The 14,372-nt window shown below is 71.8% G+C and carries 11 protein-coding genes and 2 pseudogenes; 5 read left to right on the top strand and 8 right to left on the bottom strand.

Annotated features, from left to right (window positions below; all coding sequences use genetic code 11):
- The first annotated feature begins 115 nt into the window (after positions 1 to 115).
- Positions 116 to 934 carry a peptidylprolyl isomerase gene (locus ACFQO7_RS37080; protein ID WP_376810774.1) on the top strand — a complete coding sequence of 273 codons (819 nt, stop codon included), beginning with the start codon at positions 116 to 118 and terminating at the stop codon, positions 932 to 934.
- An 86-nt stretch (positions 935 to 1,020) separates the two neighbouring features.
- On the opposite strand, the gene ACFQO7_RS37075 is transcribed toward ACFQO7_RS37080, so the two are convergent.
- The 8 genes from ACFQO7_RS37075 to ruvC all read right to left on the bottom strand — a co-directional run bounded on the left by ACFQO7_RS37075 (position 1,021) and on the right by ruvC (position 10,326).
- The gene (locus ACFQO7_RS37075; RefSeq protein WP_360539347.1) at positions 1,021 to 3,291 is read right to left on the bottom strand and encodes a RelA/SpoT family protein; all 2,271 of its coding nucleotides are present in this window, start codon (positions 3,289 to 3,291) and stop codon (positions 1,021 to 1,023) included.
- 436 nt (positions 3,292 to 3,727) lie between these two features.
- Positions 3,728 to 4,282 carry an adenine phosphoribosyltransferase gene (locus tag ACFQO7_RS37070; protein WP_203689894.1) on the bottom strand — a complete coding sequence of 185 codons (555 nt, stop codon included), beginning with the start codon at positions 4,280 to 4,282 and terminating at the stop codon, positions 3,728 to 3,730.
- 223 nt (positions 4,283 to 4,505) lie between these two features.
- On the bottom strand, positions 4,506 to 5,621 hold the full coding sequence (secF, locus tag ACFQO7_RS37065) for a protein translocase subunit SecF (protein WP_376810773.1): 1,116 nt from the start codon (positions 5,619 to 5,621) through the stop codon (positions 4,506 to 4,508).
- Positions 5,621 to 7,492 carry a protein translocase subunit SecD gene (secD, locus tag ACFQO7_RS37060; RefSeq protein ID WP_376810772.1) on the bottom strand — a complete coding sequence of 624 codons (1,872 nt, stop codon included), beginning with the start codon at positions 7,490 to 7,492 and terminating at the stop codon, positions 5,621 to 5,623. Before secD ends, secF begins: the two co-directional genes overlap by 1 nt.
- A 91-nt stretch (positions 7,493 to 7,583) precedes the next feature.
- Positions 7,584 to 7,910: a preprotein translocase subunit YajC gene (gene yajC / locus ACFQO7_RS37055; protein ID WP_376810771.1), complete on the bottom strand. Its 327-nt coding sequence runs from the start codon at positions 7,908 to 7,910 to the stop codon at positions 7,584 to 7,586.
- A gap of 151 nt (positions 7,911 to 8,061) precedes the next feature.
- The gene (ruvB, locus tag ACFQO7_RS37050) at positions 8,062 to 9,126 is read right to left on the bottom strand and encodes a Holliday junction branch migration DNA helicase RuvB (protein WP_360539306.1); all 1,065 of its coding nucleotides are present in this window, start codon (positions 9,124 to 9,126) and stop codon (positions 8,062 to 8,064) included.
- Positions 9,127 to 9,193: 67 nt separating this feature from the next.
- A complete protein-coding gene (gene ruvA / locus ACFQO7_RS37045; RefSeq protein WP_360539304.1) occupies positions 9,194 to 9,790 on the bottom strand; it encodes a Holliday junction branch migration protein RuvA in 597 nt (198 codons plus the stop codon).
- Positions 9,790 to 10,326, bottom strand: a complete 537-nt coding sequence (gene ruvC / locus ACFQO7_RS37040) for a crossover junction endodeoxyribonuclease RuvC (RefSeq protein WP_376810775.1) — start codon at positions 10,324 to 10,326, stop codon at positions 9,790 to 9,792. Before ruvC ends, ruvA begins: the two co-directional genes overlap by 1 nt.
- A 185-nt stretch (positions 10,327 to 10,511) precedes the next feature.
- Here ruvC and ACFQO7_RS37035 point away from each other — a divergent pair, with 185 nt between their 5' ends.
- The 4 genes and pseudogenes from ACFQO7_RS37035 (at position 10,512) to ACFQO7_RS37020 (ending at position 14,190) form a co-directional block, all read left to right on the top strand.
- Positions 10,512 to 11,285: a 3-hydroxybutyrate dehydrogenase gene (locus tag ACFQO7_RS37035; protein ID WP_376810770.1), complete on the top strand. Its 774-nt coding sequence runs from the start codon at positions 10,512 to 10,514 to the stop codon at positions 11,283 to 11,285.
- 23 nt (positions 11,286 to 11,308) lie between these two features.
- Positions 11,309 to 12,209 (top strand): annotated as a pseudogene (locus tag ACFQO7_RS37030) (GAF domain-containing protein); the annotation flags it as partial.
- Positions 12,210 to 12,334: 125 nt separating this feature from the next.
- A pseudogene (locus ACFQO7_RS37025) lies at positions 12,335 to 13,318 on the top strand (PucR family transcriptional regulator); the annotation flags it as partial.
- A 119-nt stretch (positions 13,319 to 13,437) separates the two neighbouring features.
- Positions 13,438 to 14,190, top strand: coding sequence for an alpha/beta fold hydrolase (locus tag ACFQO7_RS37020; RefSeq protein WP_376810769.1), 753 nt, complete (start codon positions 13,438 to 13,440; stop codon positions 14,188 to 14,190).
- Positions 14,191 to 14,372 lie beyond the last annotated feature (182 nt).

The following is a 14,372-nucleotide window of genomic DNA, read 5'->3' as shown; positions in this document are numbered from 1 at the left end:
GGTCCCGCCCCGCTCCGCTTCCGTGTCCATCGCTTGTGGACACCGCACACCCGCCTCCGGGTGCACCGCTCACCATCACGGGTTACGCTGCGGTTCCACCTGTGACAGGAGCATCGTGACCACTTCCCCCTGGACCCCCGACAGCGGCCCGCACCAAGCACCCGCGGCGCAACGCCGCGGCACCAGCGGCTGGCTGATCGCGGCCGTGGTCACCGCCATCGTGGTGGTGCTGGTCTGCGCCGTCGTGGCCGTCACCGTGTTCGTGCTGCGCCTGCGCGACGGCGCCGCCACCGGCAGCGGACCCGCGGACACCACCGCGAGCACCGCGGCGGGCGGCACGTGCCGCTGGCTGCCCGTCGAGGCGGCGTCGAACGTGAACGTCAAGGACGTCGGCACCCCGCCGCAGACGGTCCCGACGAACGGCGTCCAGCAGCTCACGATGACCACGAACCGCGGCGTGATCACGATCCAGGTGGACACCGGCAAGGCCCCGTGCGCGGCGGCCAGCATCACCCACCTGGCCGGTCGGCGGTTCTTCGACGGCACGAGCTGCCACCGCCTGGTCACCGAAGGCATCCAGGTGCTGCAGTGCGGCGACCCGTCGGGCACCGGCATGGGCGGTCCCGCGTACCGGTTCGCCGAGGAGAACCTGCCCGACGTCACCGACCCGGCCCTCGCCTACCCCGCCGGCACGCTGGCCATGGCCAAGACCTCGGAACCCCACACCACCGGCAGCCAGTTCTTCATCGTGTACGGCCCGACCCCGATCGCCTCCGAGTACACCGTGCTGGGCACGGTGACCGCGGGCCTGGACGTGGTGACCGCGATCGGCAAGGGCGGCGCGGTCGACCCCACCGGCAACACCGCCACCGACGGCGCCCCCAAGTCCCCCGTCACCATCACCACCCTCACCGTCACCCCGGCCGCCGGCTGACCCCACCATTGCCCAACTCTTAAAAACTTGCGCCCTCGTCGACATGACGAGGGCGCGAGTTTTTAAGAGTTGCGGCTGGTGGTGCGTCAGGCGCCGGAGGTGACGCGGTAGGCGTCCATGACGCCCTCCACGCCGCGTACGGCGTTGAGCAGGTGGCCCAGGTGCTTCGGGTCGGCCATCTCGAAGCTGAACCGGCTCACGGCGATCCGGTCTCGGGTCGTGGTGACCGTCGCGGACAGGATGTTCACCCGCTCCTCGGACAGCGCCCGGGTGATGTCGGCCAGCAGCTTGTGCCGGTCGAGCGCCTCCACCTGGATGGCGACCAGGAACATCGAGCCCGCGGTCGGCTTCCAGGTGACCTCGACGAGCCGCTCCGGCTGCGCCTTCAGGTCGCCGGTGTTGACGCAGTCCTCCCGGTGCACGCTGATGCCCCCGGAACGGGTCATGAAGCCGTACACCTGGTCGCCGGGCACCGGCGTGCAGCAGCGGGCCAGCTTGATCCAGACGTTGGACACGCCCTTGACCGCGACGCCGGGGTCGTGGCCGGGCGCGCGGGTGCGGCTGGGCCGGGTCGGGATGGTGGACTCGGCGATGTCCTCGACCGCGCCCTCCTCGCCGCCGTATCCGGCGACCAGGCGCTGCACCACCGACTGCGCCGAGACCTGGCCCTCGCCGACGGCCGCGTAGAGCGAGGTGATGTCGCTCAGGTGCAGCTCACGCGCGATGGCCAGCAGGCCGCCCGCGGTCAGCAGGCGCTGCAGCGGCAGCCCCTGCCGGCGCATGGCCCGGGCCAGGGAGTCCTTGCCCGCGTCGATGGCCTCGTCGCGGCGCTCCTTGTTGAAGTACTGCCGGATCTTCGTGCGGGCCCGGGAGGACTTGACGAAGCCCAGCCAGTCCTGGGTCGGGCCGGCGCTCTCCGACTTGGACGTGAAGATCTCGATCACGTCGCCGTTGGACAGCACCGACTCCAGCGGCACCAGCTTGCTGTTGACCCGCGCCCCGATGCAGCGGTGGCCCACCTCGGTGTGCACCGCGTACGCGAAGTCGACCGGCGTGGAGCCGTTGGGCAGCGCGATGACCTCGCCCTTGGGCGTGAAGACGAACACTTCCTGGCTGGACAGGTCGTGGCGCAACGCGTCGAGGAACTCGCCCGGGTCGGACGTCTCGCGCTGCCAGTCCAGCAGCTGCCGCAGCCAGGTCATGCCATCGATGTGGCTGGACGGGCCGACCACCGTGGAGTTGGCCTTCGGGCCCTCCTTGTACTTCCAGTGCGCGGCGATGCCGTACTCCGCGGTGCCGTGCATCGCGTGGGTGCGGATCTGCATCTCGACCGGCTTGCCGTTGGGGCCGATCACGGTCGTGTGCAGCGACTGGTAGAAGTTCATCTTCGGCATGGCGATGTAGTCCTTGAACCGGCCGGGGACCGGTTGCCAGGCCGCGTGGATCACGCCGAGCGCCGCGTAGCAGTCGCGCACGGTGTCCACCAGGATGCGCACGCCGACGAGGTCGTAGATCTCGTTGAAGTCGCGCCCCCGCACGATCATCTTCTGGTAGATCGAGTACAGGTGCTTGGGCCGGCCGGTGACCTTCGCGTTGATCTTCGAGCCGCGCAGGTCGGCCTGCACCCGGTCGGTGACCTGCTTGAGCAGGTTGTCCCGCTGCGGGGTGTGGTCGCTGACCAGGCGCTGGATCTCCTTGAAGCGCTTGGGGAACAGCGTCGCGAAGGACAGGTCCTCCAGCTCCCACTTCACCGTGTTCATACCGAGCCGGTGCGCCAGCGGGGCCAGGATCTCCAGCGTCTCGCGCGCCTTCTGCTCCCGCTTGGCCAGCGGCAGGAAGGTGAGCGTGCGCATGTTGTGCAGCCGGTCGGCGAGCTTGACGACCAGCACGCGCGGGTCCTTGGCGGTCGACACGACCATCTTGCGGATCGTCTCGGCCTTGGCCGAGTCGCCCAGCTTGACCTTGTCGAGCTTGGTCACGCCGTCCACGAGCAGCGCGACCTCGTCGCCGAAGTCGGCGCGGGCCGCCTCCAGGGTGTAGGGCGTGTCCTCGATGGTGTCGTGCAGCAGCGCGGCCACCAGGGTGGTGGTGTCCATGCCGAGGTCGGCCAGGATGCTCGCGACGGCCAGCGGGTGCGTGATGTACGGGTCACCGGACTTGCGGAACTGGCCCTCGTGCCACTGCCGCGCCGTCTCGTACGCCTTCTGCAGGACGCGGATGTCGGCCTTGGGGTGCGCGGCCCGGTGCGCGGCGATCAGCGGCTCCAGCTCCTCGCTGACGCTGGCCGACTGCCAGGGCGCGTTGAAGCGGGACAGCCGCGCGCGCACCCGGCGGCCCGAGGGCACACCGGCGAACATGCCGAGCTGGTTGGTGCCGGGCGCGGCGCGCACCTCGGGTGCGGCGGCACGGTCCTCGGCTCCCCGGTCGGTCTCGGCCGGGGACTGCTCGTTCGTGCCCGGGAAGGGCAGCACGGCTGCTGCCTCGCGCTTGGCGGGCTGGGCCGCCTTCGCGCCCTTCGCCGCCGGGGCCTTGTCGGGCCCGTTCCCGGCCGGTGACGTCTCCGCCACGGCCACGCTGGGGGCGACTTCCTGAGACAACGGCCGCTCCTTCGAGTGAGGTTCGGATAGCCCATGCTACCTGTGTTCGGGCTTGCCGGCCGATTTGCCGGAGGAGCGTACCCCCGCCGGCTGCGGCCGGGTAGGGCACTCGTGGCGTCCGTCACCCGAGCGGGTGGACGGACGCGGCTGATCAGGGCGCCTCGTACGCGCCCCGGCAGGTGGTGTGGGTGGGGCGCTAGATGCGCAGGAGGGCGTGCACCGGGCGCTCGCCGAGCCGCTCCCGGCCGCCCAGGAAGCCCAGCTCGATCAGCACCACGAAACCGGCCAGCTCGCCGCCGGCCCGCTGCACCAGGTCCAGCGTGGCGTCGGCGGTGCCGCCGGTGGCCAGCACGTCGTCGACGACCAGCACCCGCTGGCCGGGCGTGAAGGCGGCCTCGCTGATCTCCAGCGTGGCGGTGCCGTACTCCAGGGCGTAGGTGGCGGCGTGGGCCACCCGGGGCAGCTTGCCGGCCTTGCGTACGGCCACCACCCCGGTGCCGGCGGCGTACGCGACGGCGGCGGCCAGCACGAAGCCGCGCGCTTCCACGCCCACGACCACGTCGAACTGCCCGGCGTACTGCGCCACGATCGCGTCGATGACGCCGCGGAACGCCTTGCCGTCGGCGAACAGCGGGGTCAGGTCCTTGAACAGGACACCCGTCTTGGGGAAGTCCGCCACGTCGACGACCATGTCGGCGACGAGCGCCGCGGTGGCGTGCCCGCTGTCACCCTGGATCAGATCGTTGGTCACGGGCACACCCTAGTACGCCCCGCCGTGTCGCCACACCGTCACCGCCGGTCTCCGCCGCAACTGTGTCCCCACACACCCCGGCGGCACCCGCGTCACCACAGATGATCATGAAGTTGTGGCGACGACACACCGCCGACCCGTGCCATAAGTTCATGATCAACGCGCCGAAAGGGCGAGGCCCGGTCTCCGTGGGGAGACCGGGCCTCGGTGGTGTCGCCGTGGGTCAGCGGCGCTTGCCGGCGGGGCGGCCGCCCGCGGGACGGCCGGCCTTGGCGCCGACGGTGGGCTTGGCGCCCGCCTTCGGAGCCGCGCTGCCCGCGCCCGTGCTGACCTGCGCCGGCAGGTCGCCCGACGCGGCCTTGGCCGGAGTGGCACGGCGTGCCAGCACCCGCGCGGTGTGGTTGGCGATCTTCGGGTCCTTCTCCTTCAGCCACACCAGCACCGGCGTGGCGAAGAACAGCGACGAGTAGACCGCGGTGCCCATACCGATGAACAGCACCAGACCCAGGTCCTTCAGCGTGCCCGCGCCGAGCAGGCCCGCGCCGATGAACAGCAGTCCGCCGACCGGCAGCAGCGCCACCAGCGCGGTGTTGATGGACCGCATGAAGGTCTGGTTCAGGGCCAGGTTGGCCGCCTCGGCGTACGTCTGGGTGCTGCTGCCCGTGATGCCGCGGGTGTTCTCCTGCACCTTGTCGAACACGACCACGACGTCGTAGAGCGCGAAGCCCAGGATCGTCAGGAAGCCGATCACCGTCGACGGGGTGACCTCGAAACCGACCAGCGCGTACACGGCGGCCGTGGCGACCAGGTCGAACGCCAGCGACGCGACCGCCGCCGCGGCCATCTGCCACTCGAAGCGGATCACCAGGTAGATGGTGACGACCACGACGAACAGCGCCAGGCCGATCAGCGCCTGCTCGGTGACCTGGGCACCCCAGGCCTGGCTGACCCGGTTGCCGGTGACGTTGTCGGCCTCCAGCTTCAGGTCCGCGGCGATCTTCGCCCGGACCGTGTCGGTCTGCTCGTCGGACAGCGACGAGCTGCGCACCGTGATCGCGGCGTTGCCGACCTGCTGCGCGGGGACCAGCGTGGCGTCGGGCTGGACCGACAGGATCGCGTCGTCGATCACCTTCTCGACGTCGGCGAGCTGCCCGGCCGAGGCCGGCACCGTGAACTCGTTGCCGCCCTCGAACTCGATGCCCGGCTTGAAGCCGATCAGCGACATGGCCAGGATCGCGACGAGCAGCACGCCGCCGGCGACGCCGAACCACAGCTTGCGCTTGCCGACGATCTGGAACCCGGCCTCACCGCTGTAAAGACGGGATGCGAGACCACTCATCACTTAGCCTCCTTGGCTTCGTGCAGCACGCGGCCCAGGCCGCTGACGCGCGGGGAGAGGAACGCGTCGGTACGCGCGAACATCGTCATGATCGGGTGACGGAAGAGGAACACCACGATCAGGTCGAGCAGGGTCGCCAGACCCAGCGCGAAGGCGAAGCCCGCGACCGCGCCGGAGGAGACGAGGTAGAGCACCAGCGCGGCCATCAGCGAGATCGCGTTGGCGGTCAGGATCGTCTTGCGGGCACGCACCCAGGCGCGGGGCACCGCGCTGCGCGGGCTGCGGCCCTCGCGGATCTCGTCCTTCAGGCGTTCGAAGTAGATGACGAAGGAGTCCGCTGCGACACCGAGCGAGACGATGAATCCGGCGATGCCGGCCAGCGTCAGGGTGAAGCCCATCTCCCGGCCCAGGAACACCAGCGCCAGGAAGGTCAGCGCCGCCGACAGGATCAGCGACAGCACGATGACCGTGCCCAGCAGGCGGTAGTAGAAGAACGAGTAGATGACCACGAGCAGCATGCCGATGCCGGCCGCCAGCAGACCCGCCTTCAGGTGCTCGCCACCCAGGGTCGGGGTGATCGACTGCGCCTCCTGCTGTTCGAAGGTCATCGACAGCGAGCCGTAGTTCAGGTTGTTGGCGAGGTCGGTAGCCGACTTCTGGTCGAAGTCGCCGCTGATGACGGAGTCGTCACCGAGCACGCCCTGGATCTCCGGCGAGGAGATGATCTTGTTGTCCAGCACCACCGCGACGCGGCAGTGGTTCTCCGGGCCGATCGCGGTCTGGTCGCACTTCTGGCCCTCGTTGTTGAAGGACTCCTTGGTCAGCTTGGTCCACTTGTCCAGACCGTCACTGGAGAAGTCCAGCGAGACCACCCGGCGGTTGGTGTTCTGCTCGACCTGCGGCGACGCCTTGTCGACGTCGGTGCCCTTGACCTTCGACACGTCGAGCAGGTACTTGGCGCCGTTCTCGCAGGCGACAGCCTCGGCGTCGGGGTTGTTGATCGAGCCCGGGGGGCGCGTGTCGAGCTGCTCGCAGCTCACGAACGGCACATAGAACTGCACCTTCGGGGCCAGCAGCGCGGCCTCGTAACCGTTGAGCGTGCCGAACGGAGCGAGCACCTCGAGCTGCGCGGCGTCGGTCGGCACCGCGGTCAGCTTGGCGGCGGCGTCCCAGGCGGCCTTGCCGACCTTCGCCTGCACCTGCTCCACGGTCACGTTCTTGTTGGCCGGGGCGGCGGAGGCGGAGGGCTTGGGAGCCGCTGCGGCCTTCGGGCTGGCCGAGGGAGAAGCGGCGGGGCTCTTGCTGGCCGCCGGGGTCGGCGTCGGCGTCGGGGCCATCGCGGCACCGCCACCGGTGCCACCGGCCGACGGGCTCACCGACGCCTTCGGGCTGGCCGCGGTGCTCGGCTTCGGGCTCGCGGCCGCGCTCGGGCTCGCGCTCGGCGACGGCTGGGGGGCCGCGGTCAGGCCGCTGCCGTCGGTCTGGCTCAGCACCTTGCGGAAGAAGAGCTGCGAGGCCTGGCCGACGTCGTCGATCGCGTTGTCGCCCTTCTTGGCCACCGAGATCACGATGTTCCGGTCGCCCTCGATGACGACCTGCGCCTCGGAGACACCGCGAGCGTCGACGCGCTCGGCGATGATGCGGCGGGCCTGCTCGAGATCCTGCGCGGTCGCCGGCTTGCCATCGGCGCCGGTCTGCGCCAGGAGGGTGACCCGCGAGCCGCCGACGAGGTCAAGGCCGAGGTTGGGGGCGAGGCGATCCTGCCAGCCGCCCTTGCCGCCGAACCAGACCGCGCTGGCGAGGATGACGAAGATGGCGCCGAGAAGGGCAAGTTGCCTCCCGGGGCGCATCTGTCCCTGAGGTGGTGCCACGGCTGTCGAGTCTCCCTGGGATGAATGACGGATGGGGATACGCCACGGCCGGACACTGGGGAGCGGTCGGCCGTGGCGTGGGGTCAGCGATTTACTTGTCTTCCTTGACGGGGTTGTCCACCACGTGCTCGGTCGGAGCGGTGACCTGCTCGGTCACCCGGCCCACGGCCTGACGCGCGTAGCGGGCGGTCACGCCGGGCGAGATCTCGAGGGTGATGCTCTCGTCGTCGGTGGAGACGACCGTGCCGTACAGGCCGCCGATGGTGATCACCTTGTCGCCGGCGCCGAGCGACTTCTGCATCGACTCGGCCTCCTTGCGGCGCTTGGCCTGCGGCCGGATGAACATGAAGTACATCAAGCCGAAGAGCAGGGCGAACATGATGATCGTCGGCAACGCGCTGCCGGAATTACCGCCCACTTTGTGACCTTTCCACAAGGCCCCGCAGCGCGAACCCGCGCGCCTGCGGTGGCATCTGTCGTCCGTTCGGACCGCGCGAAGTCTAGTCGGTACGCGAGCGATCGCACACTTGCGGTGTAGGTCACGTTAAGATCACGAACGCGAGGTCCGCTTATGTGTCCGGCTGGGCATCGACGGTGAACAGGTCGGGCGCCGTGGTGGCGCCAGCACCAAAAGTACCATTTGGCGGTTTTTTACCGAGATGCCGCCACGCGGCGGCGGTCGCCACCCGGCCCCGGGGCGTACGCGCCAGCAGGCCCGCCCGCACCAGGAACGGCTCCACGACCTCCTCGACCGTGTCCGGCTGCTCCCCCACCGCCACGGCCAGCGTGGACAGGCCCACCGGTCCCCCGCCGAACAGCTCGACCAGCGACACCAGCACCGCCTTGTCCAGCCGGTCCAGCCCCATGTCGTCGACGTCGTACACCTTCAGCGCGGCGCGTGCCGAGGACACGTTGACGACCCCGTCCGAGCGCAGCTCGGCGTAGTCGCGCACGCGGCGCAGCAGGCGGTTGGCGATACGCGGCGTGCCCCGGGAGCGCCCCGCGATCTCCGCGATGCCCTCCTTCGTCGCCGCCACCCCGAGGATGCGGGCCGAGCGCTGCAGCAGCGCCGCCAGCTCCGGTGCGCTGTAGAACTCCAGGTGCCCGACGAACCCGAACCGGTCGCGCATCGGGCCGGTCAGCAGGCCCGCCCGCGTGGTCGCGCCGACCAGCGTGAACGGCTCCACGTCCAGCGGGATCGCGGTCGCGCCGGGGCCCTTGCCGACCATCACGTCGACCCGGAAGTCCTCCATCGCGCTGTACAGCAGTTCCTCGGCCGGCTTCGCGATGCGGTGGATCTCGTCGATGAACAGCACGTCGCCCTGCTGCAGGCTGGTCAGCACCGCCGCCAGGTCGCCGGAACGCTCGATGGCCGGGCCCGAGGTCATCCGCAACGCCCCGCCCAGCTCGGCGGCGACGATCATCGCCAGGGTGGTCTTGCCCAGCCCCGGCGAACCGGAGAACAGGATGTGGTCGGGCGGCGAGCCGCGCCGCAGCGCGCTGTGCAGCAGCACCTCCAGCTGCTCGCGCACCCGCTCCTGGGCGACGAACTCCGACAGCCGCTTCGGGCGCACCGACGCCTCGGCGTCGCGCTCCTCCGGCGAGGCCAGCGCGCTGACCAGAGAATCGGTCATCGCTTCTCCTCGCCGCGCACGTCGTCACGATGAGTGGAGAGTTCCCGGATCCGCTCGCCGTGCTCGCTCATCGCGTCTTACCCAGCAGCCGGATCGCCTGCTTGAGCAGCACCGGCACCGGCGGGGTCGGGCCGTCGATCGTCTCGGCGACCGCGGTGACCGCCTGGTCGGCCTGGGCCTGACTCCAGCCGAGCCCGACCAGGCCCTGGCGCACCTGCTCGGTCCACGCCTGCGGGCGGCCGCCCTGGGCGGGCACCGCGGCCACCGGGCCGACCTTGTCGCGCAGCTCCAGGACCATGCGCTCGGCGCCCTTCTTGCCGATACCGGGCACCTGGGTCAGCGTCGAGACGTCCCCGTGCGACAGCGCCGCGCGCAGCACGTCCGGGGTGTGCACGGACAGCGCTGCCTGGGCCAGCTTCGGGCCCACCCCGCTGGCCGTCAGCAGCAGCTCGAACAGCTGCTTCTCGTCGTCGTCGGCGAAACCGAACAGGGTCAGCGAGTCCTCGCGCACGATCAGCGTCGCCGACAGCCGGGCCTGCTGCCCGACCCGCAGCGCCGCCAGCGTGCCCGGCGCACAGAGCAGCCGCAGGCCAACCCCGCCGACCTCGACCACCGCCGCGTCCGCGCCGATCGAGGCGACGGTCCCCGCCACACTCGCGATCATCACTGCCTGCCCTTCGCTGCCCGGATGGCCTCGCTCAGCCGGTCGCGCGTGCCACCGCGCCAGATGTGGCAGATGGCCAGCGCCAGCGCGTCGGCCGCGTCTGCCGGGCGGGGCGGCGCGTCCAGCCGCAGCAACCGGGTGACCATCGTGGTGACCTGCTTCTTGTCGGCCTGACCGGAGCCGGTCACGGCCGCCTTCACCTCGGACGGAGTGTAGGTGCGCACCGGCAGCCCGGCGCGCGCGGCCGCCAGCACCGCCACCGCCGCCGCCTGGGCGGTGCCCATCACCGTGCGCACGTTGTGCTGGCTGAACACCCGCTCCACCGCCACGCTCTCCGGCTGGTGCCTCGCGATCAGCTCGGCGAGGTTGCGGTCCAGGTGCAGCAGCCGGTCGGCCAGGTCGGCATCGGGATCGGAGCCGATGACGGTGTAGTCCACCATCACGCAGGGCCGGCCGGGCACGCCCTCCACCACACCGACGCCGCACCGGGTGAGCCCCGGGTCGACGCCGAGCACCCGCCGCTGCCGCTGCTGCACCCGCCGCTCCGTCCACTTCGCCGTACGTGTGTACGACACCCTAGCGGACACCACCGTCAGCGGACTCCACGCAGGCCCGCGCCAGGCCCGCGCCGTGGCGCGGACGCGCGCCACACCCGATCCCGGCACACTGTGTGGGCGCGACCCATGTGCGCGCTCCCGCACGGCTCGTAGGTTCACGCACCATGACGACCGCGACGCCGCCACTGGTACGACTCGACCTCACCGGCCGCACCGCACTGGTGACCGGCGCCGGCAGCGGCATCGGCCGGGCCTGCGCGGCCCGGCTGGCGCAGGCCGGGGCCAAGGTGCTCGTGGTCGACCGGGACGAAGCGTCCGCCCGGCTGGTAGCCGACGAGATCGGCGGCACCGCCGTGGTCGCCGACCTGGCCGCGCCGGACGCCCTCGACGACCTCGACCCGGCCGTCGACGTGATCGTCAACAACGCCGGCCTGCAGCACGTCGCGCCGCTGCAGGACTTCGCCCCCGACCGCTTCACCTACCTGCACCAGGTCATGCTGGTCGCCCCGTTCCGGCTGGTGCGCCGGGCCCTGCCGCACATGTACGCGCGGGGCTGGGGCCGGATCGTGAACATCTCCTCGGTGCACGGGCTGCGCGCGTCGGCGTTCAAGTCGGCGTACGTGTCGGCCAAGCACGGCCTGGAGGGCCTGTCGAAGGTCATCGCCGTGGAGGCCGCCCCGTTCGGCGTCACCGCGAACTGCATCAACCCCGCCTACGTGCGCACCCCGCTGGTCGAGGGGCAGATCGCCGACCAGGCCCGCACGCACGGCATCGACGAGACCGAGGTCATCGAGCGGATCATGCTGGCCAAGGCGGCGATCAAACGCCTGATCGAGCCCGCCGAGGTCGCCGAGCTGGCCGCGTACCTGTGCACCGACGCCGCCTCGTTCATCACCGGGACGTCCATCGCCATGGACGGCGGCTGGACAGCCCAGTGATCGGCGGGGTAGGAATGCGAGCCATGCCCTCCGCGACCATCCGGTTCCTCGAACTGCTCGAACGCGAGGCGGCCCCGGTCGAGTTCGAGGGGCCGCTCGTCCAGGCGCGCTCACGCGGAGCCGGCCCGGACGAGATCGCGGAGCTGGAGGAGGCCAAACTCGCCGCGCTGCGGGTGCGGGCGCTGCTGGAGCGCCGCCGCCGCCGCGAGGCGGAGCTGTCCGGCCTGTACGACACCGCCAGTGACCTGGCCGGCCTGCGCGACCTCGACGCGGTGCTGCACGCGATCGTGCACCGGGCCCGCAACCTGCTCGGCACCGACATCGCCTACCTGACCATGAGCGACGACGCCGCGGGCGACGTGTACATGCGGGTCACCGACGGCTCGGTCTCGGCGCGGTTCCAGCGGCTGCGGCTGCCCCTGGGCGCGGGACTGGGCGGGCTGGTCGCGCAGACCGGCACCCCCTACGCCACCGCGAACTACCCCGAGGACCGCCGCTTCCACCACACCGGCGAGATCGACGCGGGCGTGGGCGAGGAGGGGCTCGTCGCCATCCTGGGCGTGCCGCTGCGGCTGGGCTCGCGTGTCATCGGCGTGCTGTACGCCGCGAACCGCTCCGAGCGCCCGTTCGCCCGCGAGGAGGTGTCGCTGCTGGTGTCGCTGGCCGCGCACGCCGCCGTCGCCATCGACACCGCCCGCCTGCTCGGCGAGACCCAGACCGCGCTGAGCGAGCTGTCGGCGGCGCACACCAAGATCTCGGCGCACAGCGCGTCGGTGGAACGCGCCGCGGCCGCCCACGACCGGATGACCGCGCTGGTGCTGCGCGGGGGTGGCGTCGAGGAGGTCGCCGCCGCCGTCACCGACGTGCTCGGCGGGCGGCTCATGGTGCTCGACGCCGACGGCCGCACCCTGGCCGCGGTCGGCACGGACACCTCCGGCAGCCTGACCCAGGGCGCGCTGCCGCCCGGCCCGGAGCAACCTGGCGTCCGGCCCGCCGACGCGGCCGGCTTGTTCGGCCCGGACGGGCCGGTCCTGCCCGACGCCGCGATCGTGGCGGAGGCGCTGGCGACCTCCCGCGCGGACGGCCGGGCCGTGCGCCGGGGTGGCCTGTGGTTCGCCGCCGTGGTGGCCGGAGCCGAGAACCTCGGCGCGCTCGTCTGGCAGCCGAAGCACGACACCGGCCATGCCGACCAGCAGATCCTGGAGCGCGCCGCGCTGGTCACCGCGCTGCTGCTGCTGTTCCGGCGCACCGTCGCCGAAGCCGAGGGCCGGGTGCGCGGCGAGCTGCTCGACGACCTGATCGCCCGCCCCGTACGCGACCCGGAGTCGCTGCGCGCTCGGGCCCGCCGGCTGAACGTGGACCTGGACCGCCCGCACGTGCTGGTCTGCGTCGACGACGCGGCGGCGACCTCCGGCCCGGCCCGGCAGCGCGCGGTGTCGTGGGCGCACACCTTCGCCGGTACGCATGCCGGGCTGGCCGCCACCCGCGACGGCCGGGTGGTGCTGATGGTGCCCGGCACCGACGCGGGCGCGCTGGCCCGCTCCGTGGCCCGGGAACTGGGCCGGGTGCTGGGTAGGCCGATGACCGCGGGCGCGGCCGGACCGGCGACCGACCCGGCCGGGCTGGCCGCGGCGTTCAAGGAGGCCGACCACTGCGCCTCCGCGCTGGCCGCGCTGGGCCGCACCGGCGACGGCGCGTCCACGGCCGAACTCGGCTTCGTCGGGCTGCTGCTGGGCGCGGTCCGCGAAGGCGGCGACCCGGACGTGACCCGGTTCCTGCGCGACACCATCGGCTCGGTCGTCGACTACGACCTGCGCCGTGGCACGGCGCTGGTCAAGACGATGGAGTGCTACTTCGGCACCGGCGGCAGCCTGGCCCGCGCCGCCGAGCAGCTGCACGTGCACGTCAACACGGTCACCCAGCGGCTGGACCGGGTGGCCCAGCTGCTCGGCGCGGACTGGCAGCGCCCCGACCGGGCGCTGGAGGTGCAGCTGGCGCTGCGCCTGCATCACCTGCGCACCGACGTCAGCTGACGCGCGGCCCGACGCTGCCGGGTGGCGGAGCAGAACACGTCGGCCGCCGGCCCCACCCTCGCCCACACCTCGGCGGTATGGACAGACGACAAGGCTCGTCCGTCCACCGAGGAGATCCGATGCGAAGACTGGCTTTGCTCGCGGCCGCCACGGCCGTGGCCCTGACCGGCTGCTCCGGCGGTGATCCGGTGCCCGCCCCGAGCCCGACCGGCCTGAACGCGGGCGCGGCCTGCGAACTGCCGCCCGGCGCGCGGCAGACCCGGTTCGGCGAGCGTGGTGCCGACCTGGGCGGGGTCATTCTCGACAGCGGCAAGACGGGGATCGTGCTGGCCCACCAGAACGGCGGGGACGTCTGCCAGTGGGCGCCGTACGCCGGCGAGCTGGCCGCGCAGGGATACCGGGTGCTCGCCTTCGACTTCGGCGGGTTCGGGGTGTCCACGGCGGGTGACGCGGACAATCCGCAGCAGGTCGCGGCTGCGGCGGCGACCCTGCGCGCGGACGGCGCGACGACCATCGTGCTGATCGGCGCGTCGATGGGCGGCACCGCCGTGCTGGCCGCCGCGCCGACGGTGACCCCTGCGCCGGTGGCCGTGGTGGCACTGTCGGCCCCGTCGGTGTTCGGCGCGAACGCCCTGGACGCCGCGCCGAAGCTGACCATGCCCGTGTTCTACGCCGCGGGCGAGTTCGAGAGCAGCTTCGCTGACAGTGCCCGCGAGCTGCACGCGCTGACCCCGAAGACGACCGCCAAGGAACTGCTGATCGTGCCGACCGACTGGCACGGCGTGTTCCTGCTGACCCCCGGCGGCCCGGCCGCGACGGAGACCGTACGGGCGAAGCTCGCCGAGTTCCTCAAGGCGCACGCGCCCGCATGACGGCGGCGCGGCCACGGCGCACGGGGTTCGGCGTCGTTGCGGATCAGGGTGCCGCAGCGCCGCTCAGAAAACGCCTGCGCCGCGACCGCTTCGCGGTAAGGAAGGGCACCTTCTACAACGCATAGCGCAATGCCGGGAAGTTAAGCCCGGGTAGGGAGTTTCGGCTGGTTGATCTGCACCGT

The organism is Catellatospora aurea, assembly GCF_042663325.1.
In the GTDB taxonomy this organism is placed as follows: Bacteria; Actinomycetota; Actinomycetes; order Mycobacteriales; family Micromonosporaceae; genus Catellatospora; species Catellatospora aurea.
The sequence above is the reverse complement of the archived record's forward strand: the minus strand, read 5'-3'. Positions and strand labels throughout refer to the sequence as shown.